This is a genomic window from Arthrobacter sp. MYb214 (assembly GCF_002979865.1).
GTDB lineage: Bacteria > Actinomycetota > Actinomycetes > Actinomycetales > Micrococcaceae > Glutamicibacter.
The window spans coordinates 733,304-751,767 of record NZ_PCPZ01000001.1 but is presented as its reverse complement, the minus strand read 5'-3'; the positions used below and the strand labels follow the sequence as shown (position 1 = coordinate 751,767).

At 62.7% G+C, this 18,464-nt stretch carries 16 protein-coding genes; 7 read left to right on the top strand and 9 right to left on the bottom strand.

Going from position 1 to position 18,464, the window contains the following annotated elements; genetic code table 11:
• Positions 1-14: 14 nt before the first annotated feature.
• From whiA to secG, 6 genes are all read left to right on the top strand, one after another.
• Positions 15-995, top strand: a complete 981-nt coding sequence (whiA, locus tag CQ012_RS03480; RefSeq protein WP_105656667.1) for a DNA-binding protein WhiA — start codon at positions 15-17, stop codon at positions 993-995.
• A gap of 60 nt (positions 996-1,055) precedes the next feature.
• Entirely contained in the window at positions 1,056-1,685 is a 630-nt protein-coding gene (locus CQ012_RS03475) for a superoxide dismutase (protein ID WP_105656666.1), read from the top strand.
• A gap of 184 nt (positions 1,686-1,869) precedes the next feature.
• Complete coding sequence (gene gap, locus CQ012_RS03470) at positions 1,870-2,877, top strand: type I glyceraldehyde-3-phosphate dehydrogenase (RefSeq protein ID WP_105656665.1); 1,008 nt, start codon at positions 1,870-1,872, stop codon at positions 2,875-2,877.
• 16 nt (positions 2,878-2,893) lie between these two features.
• On the top strand, positions 2,894-4,123 hold the full coding sequence (locus tag CQ012_RS03465; protein ID WP_105656664.1) for a phosphoglycerate kinase: 1,230 nt from the start codon (positions 2,894-2,896) through the stop codon (positions 4,121-4,123).
• A 2-nt stretch (positions 4,124-4,125) separates the two neighbouring features.
• Complete coding sequence (gene tpiA, locus CQ012_RS03460; protein WP_105656663.1) at positions 4,126-4,941, top strand: triose-phosphate isomerase; 816 nt, start codon at positions 4,126-4,128, stop codon at positions 4,939-4,941.
• A gap of 22 nt (positions 4,942-4,963) precedes the next feature.
• Positions 4,964-5,215: a preprotein translocase subunit SecG gene (secG, locus tag CQ012_RS03455; protein ID WP_105656662.1), complete on the top strand. Its 252-nt coding sequence runs from the start codon at positions 4,964-4,966 to the stop codon at positions 5,213-5,215.
• A gap of 66 nt (positions 5,216-5,281) precedes the next feature.
• Here the strand turns inward: secG and CQ012_RS03450 are convergent, their stop codons facing one another.
• The 9 genes from CQ012_RS03450 to tkt form a co-directional block, all read right to left on the bottom strand.
• On the bottom strand, positions 5,282-5,977 hold the full coding sequence (locus CQ012_RS03450) for a potassium channel family protein (RefSeq protein ID WP_181148794.1): 696 nt from the start codon (positions 5,975-5,977) through the stop codon (positions 5,282-5,284).
• The gene (locus CQ012_RS03445; RefSeq protein WP_105656661.1) at positions 5,970-7,331 is read right to left on the bottom strand and encodes a TrkH family potassium uptake protein; all 1,362 of its coding nucleotides are present in this window, start codon (positions 7,329-7,331) and stop codon (positions 5,970-5,972) included. The genes CQ012_RS03450 and CQ012_RS03445 overlap by 8 nt, the downstream gene beginning before the upstream one ends.
• Before the next feature lie 229 nt (positions 7,332-7,560).
• Positions 7,561-8,544, bottom strand: a complete 984-nt coding sequence (locus CQ012_RS03440; RefSeq protein WP_105656660.1) for an FAD-dependent oxidoreductase — start codon at positions 8,542-8,544, stop codon at positions 7,561-7,563.
• A 91-nt stretch (positions 8,545-8,635) separates the two neighbouring features.
• Positions 8,636-9,376 (bottom strand): 6-phosphogluconolactonase, encoded by a 741-nt coding sequence (gene pgl, locus CQ012_RS03435; protein ID WP_105656659.1) that lies wholly within the window; start codon positions 9,374-9,376, stop codon positions 8,636-8,638.
• Entirely contained in the window at positions 9,366-10,307 is a 942-nt protein-coding gene (locus CQ012_RS03430) for a glucose-6-phosphate dehydrogenase assembly protein OpcA (protein WP_105656658.1), read from the bottom strand. Before CQ012_RS03430 ends, pgl begins: the two co-directional genes overlap by 11 nt.
• Positions 10,304-11,824 (bottom strand): glucose-6-phosphate dehydrogenase, encoded by a 1,521-nt coding sequence (zwf, locus tag CQ012_RS03425; protein WP_105656657.1) that lies wholly within the window; start codon positions 11,822-11,824, stop codon positions 10,304-10,306. The genes CQ012_RS03430 and zwf overlap by 4 nt, the downstream gene beginning before the upstream one ends.
• 6 nt (positions 11,825-11,830) lie before the next feature.
• Positions 11,831-13,405 carry a phosphoglucose isomerase-related protein gene (locus tag CQ012_RS03420; protein ID WP_105656656.1) on the bottom strand — a complete coding sequence of 525 codons (1,575 nt, stop codon included), beginning with the start codon at positions 13,403-13,405 and terminating at the stop codon, positions 11,831-11,833.
• The gene (gene tal, locus CQ012_RS03415; protein WP_105656655.1) at positions 13,406-14,509 is read right to left on the bottom strand and encodes a transaldolase; all 1,104 of its coding nucleotides are present in this window, start codon (positions 14,507-14,509) and stop codon (positions 13,406-13,408) included.
• Positions 14,510-14,527: 18 nt separating this feature from the next.
• The gene (gene tkt, locus CQ012_RS03410; protein ID WP_105656654.1) at positions 14,528-16,642 is read right to left on the bottom strand and encodes a transketolase; all 2,115 of its coding nucleotides are present in this window, start codon (positions 16,640-16,642) and stop codon (positions 14,528-14,530) included.
• 808 nt (positions 16,643-17,450) lie between these two features.
• Here tkt and CQ012_RS03400 point away from each other — a divergent pair.
• Positions 17,451-18,398, top strand: a complete 948-nt coding sequence (locus CQ012_RS03400; protein WP_105656652.1) for a heme o synthase — start codon at positions 17,451-17,453, stop codon at positions 18,396-18,398.
• Positions 18,399-18,464: the final 66 nt, after the last annotated feature.

The following is an 18,464-nucleotide window of genomic DNA, read 5'->3' as shown; positions in this document are numbered from 1 at the left end:
AGGGAGTTTGATTCATGGCATTGACGGCTTCCGTCAAAGACGAGCTGTCGCGGGTAGAGATTCGCAAGCCATCGGTCCGCAAAGCCGAGGTTTCGACCATGCTCCGCTTCAGCGGCGGGCTGCACATCGTCTCCGGACGAATTGTCATCGAAGCAGAAGTGGACCTCGCGGCGACGGCCCGGCGGTTGAAGATTGCTATCGGCGAGCTGTACGGCCACGATGCCGAAATCGTCATGGTTTCCGGATCGGGCATCCGCAAGGGGAGCCGCTACATTGTGCGTGTTTCCAAGGACGGCGAAGTGCTTGCACGCCAAACTGGCCTGCTTGACCAGCGCGGCCGGCCGGTACGCGGCCTGCCCTCGGTGATCGTCAACGGTTCCACCGCCGACGCTGAAGCTGTATGGCGCGGCGCATTCCTGTCCCACGGATCGTTGACCGAACCCGGACGCAGCTCCGCTTTGGAAATCACCTGCCCTGGGCCAGAAGCCGCTTTGGCGCTGGTCGGTGCAGCTCGCCGCCTGGGACTGACGGTCAAGGCGCGTGAAGTGCGCGGTGTGGACCGCGTTGTGATCCGTGATGGCGATGCCATCGCCCAACTGCTGACCCGCATGGGCGCTCACGATGCGCTCATGGTCTGGGAAGAAAGGCGCATGCGCAAGGAAGTTCGCGCGACGGCGAACCGCTTGGCGAACTTCGACGACGCCAACCTGCGGCGCAGTGCCCAGGCAGCGGTAGCTGCCGGTGCCCGCGTTGAGCGTGCACTGGGCATCTTGGGCGACGAGGTTCCCGAGCACTTGCGCTATGCGGGACTGCTGCGCCTTGAGCACAAGCAAGCCTCCTTGGATGAGCTCGGCCGCATGGCCGAACCGCCAATGACCAAGGACGCCATCGCTGGCCGAATCCGCCGCCTTTTGGCTATGGCGGATAAAAAGGCGAGCGATCTGGGAATACCAGGTACGGAGTCCAGCGTTCCAGGAGATGAACTGGAACATTAAAATGTCCCCGCGGGAGCCCTCCCGCGGAGATTCAACCAATTGAGAAGATTGAGGAGAATCATGGCTGTTTATTCACTGCCAGAACTGCAGTACGACTACGCCGCACTGGAGCCGAACATCTCGGCTCGCATCATGGAACTGCACCACTCCAAGCACCATGCAACTTACGTTGCTGGCGCAAACTCGGCACTGGAGCAGTTGGCTGAAGCTCGCGAAAAGGGCGAATTCGGCAATATCCCTAAGCTGTCCAAGGACCTGGCGTTCCACCTGGGTGGCCACACCAACCACTCGATCTTCTGGAACAACCTGTCCCCAGAGGGTGGCGACAAGCCTGAGGGCGAGCTGGCAGCGGCCATCGACGACTTCTTCGGTTCGTTCGACGCTTTCCGTGGCCACTTCACCGCTTCGGCCATGAGCCTGCAGGGCTCGGGCTGGGCAGTGCTGGCTTACGACGCACTGGGCGGCCAGCTGGTCATCGAGCAGCTGTACGACCAGCAGGGCAACATCCCAGTGGCAACCACCCCGCTGCTGATGCTGGACATGTGGGAGCACGCCTTCTACCTGGACTACGTCAACGTCAAGGCTGACTACGTCAAGGCATTCTGGAACATCGTGAACTGGGCAGATGTCCAGGCTCGTTTCGAAGCTGCCCGCAACGGCGCAGCAGCGCTGATCCTTCCAGGTAAGTAAGACTTATCTGGTAAGTTAGCTCACATTCTGCGCTAATGTAGCGTAGTATGTTTCAAGTGTGTTGCGGATCCCGGCAATTCGTTGGGATCCGCAAGCACGGCACAACGGAGTGTCCTCTTAAAGAAGGCCACCTCCGCTCGCGTGCGGTCGTGGCATCATCATCCCATTTAGAGGAGATAGTCACGTGACAACCCGTGTTGGAATCAATGGTTTCGGTCGTATCGGACGCAACTTCCTGCGTGCAGTTCTGGCCCATAAGGCAGACATTGAAATCGTCGCCGTCAATGACCTTGGTTCAATCGATTCGCTTGCTCACCTGGTGAAGTTCGATTCCGTGCTCGGCCCAGTGGGCGAGCCGGTATCCGTGGACGGCGATACCATCGTCGTCGGAGAACGCCGTATCAAGGTTCTGTCTGAGCGTGAGCCAGCCAACCTTCCATGGGGCGAATTGAACGTCGATGTCGTCATTGAATCGACCGGATTCTTCACCAACGCAGAAGACGCCAAGAAGCACGTAGCTGCTGGCGCAAAGAAGGTCATCATCTCGGCTCCTGCCAAGAATGAAGACATCACCATCGTGATGGGCGTCAACCAGGACAAGTACGATCCTGCAAACCACGCCATCATTTCGAACGCGTCATGCACCACCAACTGCCTGGCTCCAGTAGCCAAGGTGCTGAACGAAGAGTTCGGCATTGTTGATGGCCTGATGACCACCATCCACGCTTACACCGCAGACCAGCGCCTGCAGGATGCACCGCACAGCGACCCACGCCGTGCCCGCGCCGCGGCGCTGAACGTCATCCCGACCTCGACCGGTGCCGCAAAGGCCATCGGCGTGGTGCTCCCAGAGCTGAAGGGCAAGCTGCACGGTTACGCTATGCGCGTACCAGTTCCAACCGGTTCGGCCACCGACCTGACCGTGAACCTGGCCCGCACCGCAACTGTGGAAGAAATCAACGCAGCATTCGAGAAGGCAGCTGCCGAGGGTGCATTGAGCGGATACCTTGAGTACTCCACCGATCCACTGGTTTCTTCGGACATCGTGACCAACCCCCACTCGGCAGTTTTCGACTCCGGTCTGACCACCGTGATGGGCAACAGCGTGAAGGTCGTCGCGTGGTACGACAACGAGTGGGGCTACTCCTCGCGACTTGTTGACCTCGTTGAATTCGTGGGATCCAGCCTCTAGTCGATAACCTAGAGACATGTCTTCTCACACCATTGACGAATTGATCGCTGACAACGGCGTCCGCGGACGGTACGTTCTGGTCCGCAGTGACCTGAACGTACCGCTCGACGGTGCAACTGTGACCGATGATGGCCGCGTCCGCGCGTCGCTGCCAGTCATCGGCAAGCTGGCTGAAGCTGGCGCAAAGGTCATCGTAATGGCCCACTTGGGACGCCCCAAGGGCCAGGTCGATGCCAAGTACTCCATCGCTCCTGCGGCTAACCGCCTGGACGAACTGGCTGACTTCGACGTAGCTGTTGCCGAAGACGTGGTGGGCGACTCCGCTCGCCAGTTGGCGGCAAACCTCGAAGAGGGCTCCGTGCTGGTTCTGGAGAACGTCCGCTTCGATGCTCGCGAAACCTCCAAGGATGATGCGCAGCGCGAAGAGTTCGCCAAGGAATTGGCTGCGCTGACCGGTCAGAACGGCGCTTACGTGAACGACGCTTTCGGTGCTGTGCACCGGAAGCACGCTTCGGTCTACGACATCGCCAGTCTGCTCCCTAGCTACCAGGGCGACCTGGTTGCTACCGAGGTCAAGGTCCTCAAGACCCTGACCGAGGCCCCGAAGCGCCCATACGTTGTGGTGCTCGGAGGGTCCAAGGTATCGGACAAGCTCGCTGTCATCGACAACCTACTGGGCAAGGCCGATCAGCTGCTGATCGGTGGCGGCATGGCCTTCACTTTCCTCAAGGCGCAGGGCTTCGCCATTGGCAGCTCGCTGCTTGAAGAAGACCAGATCGCGACCTGCCAGGAATACCTGCAGCGGGCCGAGAAGCTCGGCTGCGACATCATCGTGCCTAGCGACGTCGTAGTGGCAAGCAAGTTCGGTGCCGACGCAGAGCACGAGGTGCTGGCCGCAGACAAGATCGAAGAAGCCAGCTTCGGCTCCAACGGCCTTGGCCTGGACATCGGACCAAAGTCCGCTGAACTGTTCGCAAGCTACATCACCAGTGCAAATACCGTGTTCTGGAATGGCCCGATGGGCGTCTTCGAGATCCCTGCTTTCGCCGAAGGTACCCGTACCGTCGCGCAGGCTCTGGCGGACTCGGAAGCGTTCAGCGTCGTAGGCGGCGGCGATTCCGCTGCAGCCGTGCGCGCACTGGGCTTCTCGGAGGATGACTTCGGCCATATCTCCACCGGTGGCGGCGCTTCGCTGGAGTACCTCGAAGGCAAGACCCTGCCGGGTGTTGCCGCATTGGAAGGCTAATAATGACCATTTCGCAGAACGGCGCCTTTGTGCGCCAGCCGCTGATTGCCGGCAACTGGAAGATGAACATGGACCACGTCCAGGGCATCACCCTGGTGCAGAAGCTGGCGTGGACCCTGAAGGACCATGAGCACGATTACGATCGTGCCGAGGTCGCAGTGTTCCCTCCCTTCACCGACATCCGCGGCGTGCAGACACTGACCCTGGGCGACAAACTGGATATCGTTTACGGAGCCCAGGATCTGTCCGCACAGGACTCAGGTGCGTACACTGGTGAAATTTCGGGCCAGTTCCTCAAGAAGCTCGGCTGCACCTACGTTTTGGTAGGCCACTCCGAGCGTCGCGAGTACCACAATGAAACCAACCAGGTGATTGCCGCCAAGCTGGCTGCTGCCTACCGCCACGACCTGACCCCGATGCTCTGCGTCGGCGAAGGCCTGGAAGTACGCAAGGCCGGCGAGCATGTGGCATTCACCCTGGACCAGTTGGCTCAGTCGCTGGAAGGCGTAACCGCTGAGCAGGCCGCAAGCCTGGTCATCGCCTACGAACCAGTCTGGGCCATCGGTACGGGCGAAGTTGCCGGACCAGCTGACGCGCAGGAAATGTGCGCCGCAATTCGCGGTGCGCTGGCTGAACGCTTCGGTGCAGAGATTGCCGAGAAGACTCAACTGCTCTATGGCGGTAGTGTTAAGGCAGCAAATGCCGCATCGATCATGCGCGAACGCGATGTTGATGGCGTGTTGGTTGGCGGTGCCAGCCTGGATGCCGAGGAATTTGCTAATATTGTCAGGTTCGAGCATCATCTCGTCACCGACTGAATCTAACTAAGGAACCGTCGACTTGGATATTATCAAGATCATTTTGCAGGTATTGCTGGGCATTACAAGCGTCCTGCTGACCCTGCTGATCCTTTTGCACAAGGGCCGTGGTGGCGGTATGTCCGACATGTTCGGCGGCGGCATGACCAGCTCAATGGGATCTTCGGGTGTAGCCGAGCGCAACCTGAACCGCATCACCATTATTCTTGGTCTGATCTGGGGTGCCGTGATTATCGGCCTCGCTCTGGTCCTGCGATTCAGCATCGAAGCCTAGGCAGTACCCTTCCGTAGCAGTCAATAGGCGCCTTCCACATCATGTGGAAGGCGCCTATTGCGCGTCTCAGGCCAGTTGCCCGAACTTCTCGGTATCGGCAATCGATCCCAGCACGAGGATCTTGTCTCCGGTCTGCAGGACGGTGTTTCCGTCCGTGTTCTTCCATTCGCCGGCCGCATTGGTCGTGGCAGCGATGGTCACCCGGTATTTATTGCGTACCCCGGCATCACTGAGTTTCACACCGTGCAATGTGGCTGGTGCGCTCATTTTCACCATGGCATAGCCTGGATCGACTTCCAGGTAGTCCATCATGGATCCGCGCACCAGGTGGGCGACTCGCTTGCCCATATCCTTCTCCGGGTAGACGATGTGGTGGATTCCGAGCTGCTCCAGGATCAGACCGTGCCGATCGTCCTGCGCCTTGGCCCAGATCTGCGGGATCCCCATGCTGACCAAGAGCGAGCAGCACAGGATGGATGACTGCAGGTGGCTGCCTACGGCAACCACCACGCGGTCGAACTCGTGGATCGAGAGCTGTTCAAGGATTTCCCGGCTTGAGGCGTCGGCGCGAACCACCTGAGTCAATTCCCCATTCAGGGACTGGACGATGTTCTCGTGCACGTCAATGCCCAGGACATGGGTACCGGACTTCATCAGTTCCAAGGCCAGGGATTCGCCAAATCGCCCGAGCCCGATCACTGCAACGGAGTCCGCCTTAGACAGGCCCTTGGCGTCATTTCGAAAATTCAGTAGCTTAGCCAATTGAAGGCCTTTCCTTGGGGAGTTCGTAGAGCGCTTTTCGATCGCGCAGGGCCAGCGCGGAGCCCAGCGAGAGGACCCCGACGCGGCCCAGGTACATCAATGCAATGAGGATGCCCTTGGCAGGGTCCGGCAAATCCGGGGTAATGCCGGTGGACAACCCGACGGTGCCGAATGCGGAGGTGGCTTCAAAGAGGCAGCGGTCCAGGGAATAGCCGGTCAGCAGCAGCAGGCCCATGGTGCCGACGAATACGGCCGCTACGCCCATCAGCGCCACCGTGATGGCCTGCCGGTGCACCGAGCGGGACAGGCGCTTGCCCAGGACATTGACGGCGGTCTCGCCGCGAAGTTCGGTCATGATGATGAACAGCAGGATCGCAGCCGTGGTGATCTTGATGCCGCCGGCGGTGCCGGCAGGCCCTCCGCCGATGAACATCAGCACATCCATGCCCAGCCAGGAGGCTGGATGCATCGCGCCGATATCGATGGAATTGAAGCCAGCGGTACGTGTCTGCACCGATTGGAAGAATCCAGCCAGGATCCGCTGGGCAGGTTCAAGCTCGCCCAGCGTCTTCGGATTGGACCATTCCATGGCGGTGATGAAGATGGTGCCGCCAAGCAGCAGCAATGCGGTCATGAGCAGGACCAGGCGAGTGTTCATCGTCCACTTCAGCGAATTCCGCCAGTGATGCCTGAGCTGGACCAGAACCGGGAAGCCCAAGCCGCCGAGGATGATGGCGATGCTGATGGGGATGCATAGCCACGGGTCCGCGACGAAATCCATCAGGTTATTCGAGTAGAGGGCGAATCCCGCGTTATTGAAGGAAGAGACCGCATGGAACAGGCCATGCCAGATCGCCCTGGCGGGTTCGTAGTCGTAGGCCAGCCAGAAGCGGAGGGCCAAGACGAAGGCCACTGCGGATTCGATGGCCAATGACAGCTTGATGATCATCAATGCCGAGGTGCGCACGTCGGCGCCGGAAACGGCGGAGCTTTCGCGCTGGGTGGAGAGCCGGGTGAGGTAGCCGATTCGGCCCATGACCAGCATGCTCAGCAATGATGCGACGAGCATCAGACCCAGGCCGCCGACCTGGATCAGGACCAGGATGACGATCTTGCCGAAGAGGGTGTAGTGGGTTGCCGTATCCAAGACAGTCAGGCCGGTGACGCACACCGCTGACGTCGCGGTGAAGATCCCGTCCACCAAGGATGTGAAGGTGCCTTGCGTGTTGGCCGCCGGTGAAGACAGGAGCAATCCGCCAATGAGGATTGCGCCGGCAAAGGCGAAGGCTACTGCGCGTGCGGGTTTGGCCAGCACGCTGTGCTGCGCGGCGGACCGCGCATTGGGAAGATTCATGGAGATCGCAATGGTCGAAATAACGTCTCGCGAAACCGTGGGACGAGTAGTACGAATGAAATAATACGCTCGGAAAAGCCGGTGTCAATGGTGATTCCCGTCACCTGGCCCGTAGTTGATAGCGGACCTGCGGGAGCGCCTGGTCCGTTCTGCCACAGTCCCGCCGCCGGTTAAAGCAGACCGGCAGCCACGCGGAAAACGCGTGGCTGCCGGTTTGCCGCTGGTACTGCTAAGTTTCGAGCAATTCCACGACCCGCTGTGCGGTACCCCAGGAAAGGGTGACCCCAGCCCCGCCGTGGCCGTAGGCCGCAATGACAGGCACCGCGTGCCCGTCGACGCGCTCCAGGCGGATCGTCTCGCGTGCCGGGCGCAGCCCCACCTTGTGCTCCAGGATCTCGCAGCCGGCCAGCTGGGGGACCAGGCCGATGGCACGGCGCAGCATGTCGGTGGCGGTCTGCGGGTCGACCTCGGCGTTGAAGTCGTTGGCCACGTCGGTACCGCCAACAATGATGTCATCGCGGCGCGGAATGATGTAGGTGACGCCCTGGGGATGCTCGTCATAGCAGAGCCAGTGGACCAACCCTGCGGTGTTTGCCAGGCGAATCACCTGGCCTCGGATGGGGTAGACAGTGCCGTCATCCCCGGTGAGTTCGCCGCCACGCAGGCCCGCGGCCAATACGACGGCGTCGGCCTCCTCCTGCAACTCGTCGATGGATTCGATGGTGCGCTGGATGAACTTGACGCCCTTGGCCAAGGCTTGTTCATGCAGCCAGGAGAGGTAGAGAGGCATAGTGATCACCGGGACGGTGGCACGCATGCCGGCGGCGGCAATGCGCGGGATGTCTTCTGCTGGGGCTTCGGCGGCGTTGGCGACGATCTGTGCCCAAGAGCGGTCTTCCTCCGGGGACGCTTCCAGATTCAGGCCGCGGCGCAGGTCGATGCCGGTTTCCTTGATGCCGGAGAGCTCCTCGAAGCGTGCCAGCGAACGGGCGAGCAGCAGATCGGCGGCTGCGGAGTTCTCCGAGTGGTACGGGAACCAGATGGCTGCGGCCACCGCGGAGACGGTCTGCAGCGGCAGCTGGTCGGCGATGACGGTGACCTGGTGGCCGGCGGCAGCCAGCTCATGGGCGGTGGAGAGCCCGATGACGCCGGCGCCGATCACCGTGACCTTGCGGGATGGCTGCGCGGCATCGGGCAGCGGGGCGGAATGCATGGGAACCTTTCGGGCAGGTGGCGAGGGGAAAGCAAAGGCCGGTGCCGTGATCCTGGAGTGCAGGATCGCGGCACCGGCGATGCGGTGCAGGCTAGAGCAAGGTGGCCGCGGCGCGGTCGATGATCCAGCGGGTCGCTTGGGTGCCGTGCACGGCGGAGGCCGGGACAGCAGTCTCGTTGACCTCGTGCTGGGCCTTGGCCAGCGCCGGCGCCTTGTCGGCACCGGCCACGATCAGCCAGACCTCCTTGGCGGTGTTGATGGTGCCCATGGTGAGCGTGACGCGGTGCGCAGGCGGCTTGGGGGAGTCGTGGACCGCGATGACTCCTGGCTCATCGGACCGGGTGTGGTTCGGGAAGAGCGAGGCGACATGCGAGTCCGGGCCCATGCCCAGCATCAGCACATCGAACGCGGGGTTCAAGGCGCTGTCTTCGGCTTCCCCGGCCAGTTCCTCGGCGTAGGCCGCGGCGGCCTGCTCGGCGGACTCGTACTTGTCGCTGGCGCCCATGGCGTGCACGGTGGCGCGGTCCAGGCCCAATTCATCCAGCGCGTCGAACAGGGCTGCGGCCTGCAGCACGTTGCGATCTGCTGAATCGGTGGCGACAAAGCGCTCGTCGCCCCACCAGAAGTGCACCTGCGACCAGTTGACCGAGGCCTTGGCGGGGTTGGCCGCGACGGCTTCCAGGGCGGCGATGCCCAGCGAACCGCCGGTCACCACCACGTGGGCAACTCCGCGGGCGGCCAGTGCATCGGCGATCGCGGTGATCAGCCGGGCCGCAATGGCGTGGGCGGTAGCTTCCGGGTTCTCATGGATCAGTATTTGCCTAGCGATCACTGGATCTGATGCTCCTCAGGTTGGTCAGGTTCAGGCCCTTGGTGATGACCTCGCCGAAGACGTCATCGGCGTCCAGGCGGCGCATCTCTTCGGCCAGGCATTCGGCCACCGAACGCCGTGGCAGGGAGATGCGTTGCGGGGCCGATCCGGGCAGGTAAAGGTGGGCTACCGCGCCGGAAGGGCGCGAAAGCTCCACGTCGCCGGCTTCGCGTGCCAGCCGGACGCTGGAGAGCCCGCCATTGGACTTGTCCGCGGCGATGGTCACCGGGACGTCCAGGCACAGGGTCAGCCAGGCGGCCAGCAAGGTGGTGGACGGGGAATTATCCGAGCCCTTCACGGTGATGCCCGAGAGCCCCTCGGTGCCGATCAGGTCGATGATGCTCGCCAGCTGGGCACGCCACAGGGTCAGCCGCGTCCAGGCGAGGTCGGTGTCGCCGGCCTGGTAGGTCTCGATGCGGCTGAACAGCGCGGCGGTGGGGTCTTCGGTTTCCGCCGAATCGGTGATGCGGCGGTGCGCCAGCTTGCCCAGCGCGGTGCCGGCCGGATCCTGCGGCACGCCATGCGGCCACCAGGCCACGATCGGCGCATCGGGCAGCAGCAGTGCGGAGATCAGCGCCTCGTCGGCCACGACATCCGGGCCGTAGGTGCGCATCACGATCACCTCGGAGGCGCCGGCGTCCCCGCCCACGCGGATTTGCACGTCCAGTCGGTTGGCCTCGGACTTGTTGCCGCGGACCACCACGATGATCCGGCAGGGGTGCTCGCGGCTGGCCAGGTTGGCCGCCTCGATCGCGTTCTCGGCGAACCCCTCGCGGGTGATGACCACCAGGGTCATCACGCGGGAGAGCGCTACCACGCCGTGGGTGCGGCGCGAGGAGATCAGCTTCTTGGCCACCTTGGAGGTGGTGGTGTTGGGAAGATCGATCATCATGGTCGTCTCCAGGTCCTTCCATCCTTGGCCATCAGCTCATCGCTGCTTTCGGGTCCCCAGGAGCCCGGAGCGTAGGGATCGGGCTGGGTGGGCTGCGAGGCCCAGAACTCCTCGAAAGGATCCAGGATGCGCCAGGACTGCTCGACTTCCTCATGGCGCGGGAACAGCGGCGGCTCACCGAGCAGCACATCGAGGATCAGCCGCTCGTAGGCCTCGGGCGAGGATTCGGTGAAGGCGTTGCCGTAGCCGAAGTCCATGGTCACATCGCGGATCTCCATCTGGGTGCCGGGCACCTTGGAGGAGAAGCGGATGGTCGCGCCTTCGTCGGGCTGCACGCGGATCACGAACGCGTTCTGGCCGAATTCGTCGTCCTTGTGGTCGGTGAACAGCAGGTTCGGCGCCTTCTTGAAGACCACCGCGATTTCGGTGACGCGCCGGCCCAGGCGCTTGCCGGCACGCAGGTAGAACGGCACCCCGGACCAGCGGCGGGTATTGATGTTCAGGCGCACCGCCGCGTAGGTCTCGGTTTTGGACTTCGGGTTGAAGCCCTCCTCGTCGAGGAAGCCGACGACCTCCTCGGCGCCCTGCCAGCCAGAGGTGTACTGGCCGCGGGCACTGGCCGCGCCCAGGTCCTCGGGCAGCTGGACGGCGGTGAGCACCTTCTCCTTTTCGCTGCGCAGGTGGTCCGCGTCGAAGGAAATGGGTTCCTCCATGGCGGTCAGCGCCAGCAGCTGGAGCAGGTGGTTCTGGATGACGTCGCGGGCGGCGCCCACACCGTCGTAGTAGCTGGCGCGGCCGCCAATGCCGATGTCCTCGGCCATGGTGATCTGCACGTGGTCCACGTACTTGTTGTTCCACAGCGGCTCGAACATCTGGTTGCCGAAACGCAGAGCCAGCAGGTTCTGCACGGTTTCCTTGCCCAGATAGTGGTCGATGCGGAACACCGCGTCCGGCGGGAACACGGACTCCACGATCTCGTTCAGTTCGCGGGCGCTTTGCAGGTCGTGGCCGAAGGGCTTCTCGATGACCACGCGTTCCCAGCCCGGGTTCTTGTCCTTGGCCAGCTTATGCTCGGAGAGCTTCTGGCAGACAACCTCGAACCAGCTCGGCGGGATCGAGAGGTAGAAGGCGTGGTTGCGCCCGGTGGACCGGGATTCGGCCAGTTCGTCCAGGGTCGCGGCCAGCTTCTCGTAGGCGCCATCATCGTCGAAGGCGCCGGAGATGAAGCGCATGCCGGCGGCCAGCTGGGCGAACACGGTTTCGTTGAAGGGGGTGCGGGCGCTGGCGAGGATCCATTCGCGGGCCTGGTCGGCGAAGTCCTGTGCCGTCCAGTCGCGGCGGCCGAAGCCGACAATCGCAAAATTCGGGGGAAGCAGTCCGCGGTTAGCCAGGTCGTAGACCGCTGGCATGAGTTTCTTGCGGGCAAGGTCGCCGGTGATTCCGAAGAACACCAGCGCGCCCGGACCGGCAATGCGGTTAAGCCGCCGGTCGCGGGCGTCGCGTAGTGGGTTGCTCATAGTGCCTTACTTCGCTGCCTCTAGCAGGGCAGCGATTCCGGCGGCGCGGTCCGTGAGGTTCACGCGCAGCACTGGGCGGTTATGTTCGGCGTCAGCCAGTACTGCGCCATCGCCGATCGCCTGGGCGGTGATCAGGCCGCCGAAGGAGTACGGACGCTCCGGGATCCCAAGGTCTTCCTTGTGATCCGCGGTGACCTGCAAGAACACGCCCTGTGCCGGGCCGCCCTTGTGGTACTGGCCGGTGGAGTGCAAGAAGCGCGGACCCCAGCCGAAGGTGACTGGACGGCCGGTCTTCTTGGCGAGCAGATCGCGCAGCGCGGCAAGCTCCTGGTCCGCATTGCGGTTCAGGTATGCCTGGATGGCAAGGTAGCCGTCTGCCGGAAGCTGCGCGGCGAGCTGCTCCACAGCCGCCTCCAAGGTCTTGGCCCCGGTGCCGTAGAGCTCAACTGGTCCGTCCACTGCATCCGGAGCGCTCTGCGCCGGAGCATCGAGCATGGAACGGGCGGCGATCTTCGCGGCCTCGACATCAGGCTGGTCGAAGGGGCTGATGCCCAGCAGGTAGCCGGCCACGGCGGTGGCGTACTCGAAGATCATGAAGGCGGTGCCCAGCGGTGCACTGAAGTGCACGGCGGTGGCGTCCTCGTCGAAATCCTCAGGCAGCGCGTCGTAGACGAACAGCGGCAGCACGTCCTGAGCCGGGTTCGCCAGCTCCGGTGCATCCACATGCGCGGCAACAGGCAGCACGCCCTTGCCTTCCTTGCCGGTGGACTCGGCGATCAGCTGCTCGGCCCAATCGCCGAAGCCCGGCAGGGCATCGCCCACACAGGCAATCAGCAGCTTGTCGCGGCCCGCGGTAGCCATGGCGGCACCCAGGTGCAGCGCGAGGTTGTCCTCGTCGTCCAGAGCCAGCACATCGTTGATCAGCCCGGATTCTTCAACCAGGGCTTCGATGTCCGCGCCGGCCAGGCCCGAAGGGACCAGGCCGAAAGCGGTCAGCGCCGAGTAGCGCCCGCCGACATTCGGATCCGCAGTGAATACCGCGCGCACGCCATCAGGATTATCCATGGGCGAGCCCGGATCGGTGACCAGCACCAAGCGGGTCGCCGGATCAATGCCGGCAGCCTGGAAAGCTGCGGTGAACGCACGGCGCTGCGAATCGGTTTCCACGGTGGAACCCGACTTGGAAGCAACCACCACGACGGTGCGCTGCAGGTCGGTTTCCACGATCTGCTTGACCATCGACGGATCGGTGGTGTCGCAGATGACCAGTTCCACCTCGTCATGGGCGGTGATGACCTCAGGAGCCAGCGAGGAGCCGCCCATGCCGCACAGCACGATGCGGGTCAGGCCCTCTTCTTGCAGCTCATCGCGCAGATCCAGGATCTGCGGGATCAGTTTTCCAGCTGCCTCGAAGGGGTTGACCCAACCGAGGCGGATGGCCGATTCAGCTTCTGCCTCAGGACCCCAAATGGTCGGGTCCTGGGCGGCGATGCGGCTGCCGATCTTCGCTTCGATCAGCTTCGGGAGCAACGCATCGACGGAGGCCAGGGCCTCGCCGGAGGTTACCAGACCAAGCTCCATCTACTTGGCTCCCTTCAATGCCACAGCCATGTCCTCAAGCAGCTCGTTCCATGCGACGTCGAACTTCTGAACGCCTTCGACCTCGAGCAGGTCCACGACCTCGTTGTAGTCGATGCCCAGTGCAGCGAGCTTGTCCAGCACGCGGTTGGCCGCATCGTAGCCGCCGGCGATCGCGTTGCCGCGCACCTCGGCTTCAGCCGCGGTGGCGTCCAGGGTCTTCTCCGGCATGGTGTTCACGGTCTGAGGCGCGACCAGTTCGGTCACGTACAGGGTCGACGGGTAGGCAGGATCCTTCACGCCGGTCGAAGCCCACAGCGGACGCTGGACGTTGGCGCCGGCAGCTGCCAGCACCTCGTAGCGTGCCGAAGCGAAGGACTCTTCGAAGACCTGGTAGGCCAGGCGGGCATTGGCCACGCCGGCCTGGCCGCGCACGGCGGCCGCGGCATCGGTGCCGATGGCGTCCAGGCGCTTGTCGATTTCCGAATCCACGCGGGAAACGAAGAAGGAAGCGACCGAGTGGATCTTGGACAGGTCCACGCCGGCAGCGTGGGCCTTCTCCAGGCCCAGCAGGTAGGCGTTGATGACCTCGCGGTAGCGTTCCAGCGAGAAGATCAAGGTGACGTTCACCGAAATGCCGGCGGCAATGGTTTCGGTGATGGCTTCCAGGCCCTCGACGGTTGCCGGGATCTTGATCAGCACGTTCTCGCGGTTCACGCGCTCGTACAGGGCCTTGGCCTGGGCGATGGTCGGTGCGGTCTCGTGAGCCAGGCGGGGATCGACCTCGATGGACACGCGGCCGTCGAAGCCCTGGGAGGACTCGTAGACGCCCTTGAACAGATCGCAGGCAGCTGCCACGTCGTCGCTGGTGATCTCGGTGATCGCGTCTTCCACCGAGCGGTGCTTCTGCTCGGCGATGGCCTCGCCGTACACCTCTGCCTTGGACAGCGATGCCGCGAAGATTGCCGGGTTGGTGGTCACGCCGACCACGTTCTTCTCTTCGATCAGCTTGGCCAGCGAGCCGCTGGTCAGCCGTTCACGCGAAAGGTCGTCCAGCCAGATGGAGACGCCGGCATCGGACAGGGCCTGGGTATTCGGGTTGCTCATAATCTTTACTTCGGTTCCTTACTTGGCAGCGTTCTGCATGGAGGTTTCGGCAGCGGCTACAACAGCCTCGGTGGTGATGCCGAACTCGGAGTACAGCTTCTTGTAATCGGCGGAAGCGCCGAAGTGATCCAGCGAAATGACTTCGCCGTGCGCGCCGACCAGCTCGCGCCAGCCCTGGGCCACGCCGGCTTCAACCGAAACGCGGGCGGTGATGGCTGCCGGCAGGACCTCTTCGCGGTAGGCCGCGTCCTGCTTGGCGAACCATTCCAGCGACGGCAGCGAAACGACGCGGGCCGCGACGTTCTTGGCAGCCAGGGCTTCGCGGGCCTCGATAGCCAGCTCGACCTCGGAGCCGGTGGCCAGCAAGATGACATCCGGAGTGGTCTCCGCGCCATCGCGCACAGCCTCGGCGAGGATGTAGCCGCCCTTCAGCGTGCCTTCGGCGCCGCGGAAGCCGGTGGCCGCGCGGTCGTAGATTGGCAGGTTCTGGCGGGAGAGGACGATGCCCGACGGGGTGTCGGTCAGCTCGAGGATGCCGCGCCATGCGTAGGCGACTTCGTTGGCATCCGCTGGGCGGACGACGTCGAAGTTGGGGATGATGCGCAGCGAAGCGAGCTGCTCCACTGGCTGGTGGGTCGGGCCGTCTTCGCCCAGGCCGATGGAGTCGTGGGTCCACACGAAGATCGAGGGGACACCCATCAGCGCGGCCAAGCGGATCGCCGGACGCTGGTAGTCCGAGAAGATCAGGAAGGTTCCGGAGAATGCACGGGTCGGGCTGGAGAGCACGATGCCGTTCACGATCGAGGCGGCGGCGTGCTCGCGGATGCCGAAGTGCAGCACGCGGCCGTACGGGCTGGCGGACCAGGAATCGGTGGAGCGGCGCTCTGGAGCGAAGGACTTCGCGGTCTCGATGGTGGTGTTGTTCGAACCGGCGAGGTCGGCAGAGCCGCCCCAGAGTTCTGGCAATTCATCGGCGATCGCGTTGATGACCTTGCCCGACGCGGCGCGGGTAGCCATGGTGGAGCCTGGCTCGAAGGCCGGGATCTTCTCGGTCCAGCCCTCTGGCAATTCGCCAGCCTGCAGGCGCTCAAGCAGGGCGGCTTCTTCCGGATTGGCTGACTTCCAGGCCTCGAAGGTCTCGTTCCACGAGGCGTGCAGCTGCGCACCGCGGGTTACGACCTCGCGGGCGTGAGCCAGTACATCGTCCTCGATCTGGAAGTTCTTCTCGGGGTCGAAGCCCAGGATCGTCTTCAGGCCAGCAACTTCGTCGGTACCCAGCTTCGAGCCGTGGATGCCGCCGGTGTTCTGCTTGGTCGGCGATGGCCAGCCGATGATGGTGCGCAGGCTGATGATCGATGGGCGGGTGGTCTCGGCCTTCGCGGCGCGCACAGCAGCATCGAGTGCGGCCATGTCCTCGACGTATTCTCCGGTGACGGTCCAGTCCACGCGCTGGGTGTGCCAGCCGTAGGACTCGTAGCGGCCCAGCACGTCTTCGGTGAAGGCGATGTCGGTGTCGTTCTCGATGGAGATCTTGTTGTCATCGTAGATCACAACGAGGTTGCCCAGTTCCTGGTGGCCGGCCAGCGAGGAGGCCTCGGAGGTGACGCCTTCCTGCAGGTCGCCATCGGAAGCGATGACGTAGACAGTGTGGTCGAACGGGCTGGTCCCTGCCTCGGCAGCTGGATCCAGCAGGCCGCGCATGCGGCGCTGGGAGTAGGCGAAACCAACGGCGGAAGCCAGGCCCTGGCCCAGCGGACCGGTGGTGATCTCAACGCCGGCGGTGTGGCCGAATTCCGGGTGGCCCGGGGTCTTGGCGCCCCAGGTGCGCAGCGCTTCGATGTCTTCCATCTCCAGGCCGTAGCCCGAGAGGAACAGCTGCAGGTACAGGGTCAGCGAGGTGTGGCCCGGGGAAAGCACGAAACGGTCGCGGCCGATCCAGTTCGGATCCTTCGGATCGTGGCGCAGGTGCTTCTGGAAAATCAAGTAGGCGGCCGGAGCCAAGCTCATTGCGGTACCGGGGTGGCCATTGCCAACCTTTTCGACGGCGTCGGCTGCCAGGACACGGGTGGTGTCGATGGCCTTACGGTCCAACTCGGTCAGTGAGAATTCTTCAACTAAGGATTCAGTCGCCACAGCGGCGTTCCTTCCATTCAGGCTTGGACGGGAGATATCTCCCGCTGACACGCAATACGCCGTCGCCTCCTGCTTCCTCCGGCTGTGCTTTATTCAGAGGGATGCAGGTCGCGACGGCGCAATCTGAGTCAACTCTATCGCGAAAAGGCGTATTGGGGCGTTGGATTTAGCAAGATGACACAGAATTATTCGGTTTGCGCAGAAGGTGGACTTGATACGGCTATTCATGCCATGGAGTGAGCGAATTGCTCAGGCATTATGCGCATTCGTGCGCAGGTGGCAGCCGGGGGATATGGGTGGCCGGGCACTTCTGCCAGCCGGTGCACGGCAACCAGCCAACGCTACAAAGAACAAGATTTGTTCCACTAGCGGCCATCAGTTGCCATCTTTGTTCATTTGGGAGCAGGGTCCGGGGGACCGCGCGCAATCTGCCGAAATGCTGTTGGGCATTTGGAACTGGATGAGTTCTCCCGCCGCGCGGGGTTATTCCATCGAAGGCTCCCGGCTTGTCGACTTTGGCGTGCTGCAACGGTTCGCGGGAAACGCTGGTTGGGGCGGGGGCTGCCTGCGGAAGATCGGTTCGAGGAGCAGAATCCGATGGGAGCGTGAGGCCGCAAAGGTGCATGGCTAGCCGCCGGGCAGGCGATTGTAGCGTCTTGAATTGAGCCAAATCACCATTTTTCAACTGTGATCCTCTCCTGGGGAGTTTCAATCAATTTCTATCCAGCGTAGAATGACAGTGTCTGTCTTGTACCCGTGAAGAACTGAGTGCGTTTAATTGAAGACTCAAAGTGTCGCCGCAGCATCAGTGCCCCGCGCATCGCGTCAGCCTGATGAAAATGCCGGCGATTTTCTGAAGCGCAAGGCCAATGCCTACGTGGCGTTGACGAAGCCTCGCGTAATCGAGTTGCTGCTAGTGAGCACCCTTCCGACCATGATCTTTGCCGAACGGGGTTTCCCCTCCGTCTGGCTCATGATCTCCACCCTTGTTGGTGGAGCTATGGCCGCAGGTGCTTCTGGTGCATTCAACTGCTATATCGATCGCGATATGGATAAGTTGATGAAGCGTACCAAGGGGCGCCCTTTAGTCACTGGGGACCTCACCCCGAGGGAAGCACTGGTCTTCTCTTGGGTATTGGCCATAGCCTCCCTGGTGGTTCTCTGGGTTGGCACCAATCCGCTGACGACCGCCTTGGGCCTGGCTGCAATCCTCCTCTACGTCGTGTTCTACACTTTGATCCTCAAGCGCCGTACCGCTCAGAACATTGTCTGGGGTGGCATCGCCGGCTGCATGCCTGTGCTGATCGCTTGGGCCGCAGTGACCAACACAATTGAATGGCCAGCGATCATCCTGTTCCTGGTGATCTTCCTCTGGACCCCGCCGCATTACTGGCCGCTGTCCATGAAGTATGCGGATGACTACAACGCGGCTTCAGTGCCTATGCTGGGCGCGATCGCCAACGCTCGCCGCGTTTCGGTACAGGTTGTGCTCTACGCTTGGGCCACTGTCGTTTGCTCGATGCTGCTGGTCCCACTGGGTAGCGCAGGAATCGTTTACACCGCAATCGCTGGTGGCGCGGGCATCTGGTTCGTCTACGAATCGCACGTGCTCTACCGCGAAGCGCAGAGCGACCATAAGCCGGCTGAGATCAACCGCAAGGCCATGAAGGTCTTCCATATCTCCATTACCTACTTGTCGATCGTATTCCTGGCCTTGGCCATTGACCCGTTCGTGGGTAGCCCGCTGTTCGGCTAGGTTCAACGCCGCAGCTGAGCGTCGGTTAGCGCCCTTCCTGGAATCCAAATGAAAATGGATTCCAGG

What these genes read in the sequence shown, in the direction of transcription:
- zwf (WP_105656657.1), bottom strand. Translation starts at nt 11,824, where the DNA reads ATGAGCAACCCACTACGCGACGCCCGCGACCGGCGGCTTAACCGCATT.
- tpiA (WP_105656663.1), top strand. Translation starts at nt 4,126, where the DNA reads ATGACCATTTCGCAGAACGGCGCCTTTGTGCGCCAGCCGCTGATTGCC.
- CQ012_RS03465 (WP_105656664.1), top strand. Translation starts at nt 2,894, where the DNA reads ATGTCTTCTCACACCATTGACGAATTGATCGCTGACAACGGCGTCCGC.
- CQ012_RS03420 (WP_105656656.1), bottom strand. Translation starts at nt 13,405, where the DNA reads ATGGAGCTTGGTCTGGTAACCTCCGGCGAGGCCCTGGCCTCCGTCGAT.
- CQ012_RS03475 (WP_105656666.1), top strand. Translation starts at nt 1,056, where the DNA reads ATGGCTGTTTATTCACTGCCAGAACTGCAGTACGACTACGCCGCACTG.
- CQ012_RS03430 (WP_105656658.1), bottom strand. Translation starts at nt 10,307, where the DNA reads ATGATGATCGATCTTCCCAACACCACCACCTCCAAGGTGGCCAAGAAG.
- CQ012_RS03445 (WP_105656661.1), bottom strand. Translation starts at nt 7,331, where the DNA reads ATGAATCTTCCCAATGCGCGGTCCGCCGCGCAGCACAGCGTGCTGGCC.
- whiA (WP_105656667.1), top strand. Translation starts at nt 15, where the DNA reads ATGGCATTGACGGCTTCCGTCAAAGACGAGCTGTCGCGGGTAGAGATT.
- tal (WP_105656655.1), bottom strand. Translation starts at nt 14,509, where the DNA reads ATGAGCAACCCGAATACCCAGGCCCTGTCCGATGCCGGCGTCTCCATC.
- CQ012_RS03440 (WP_105656660.1), bottom strand. Translation starts at nt 8,544, where the DNA reads ATGCATTCCGCCCCGCTGCCCGATGCCGCGCAGCCATCCCGCAAGGTC.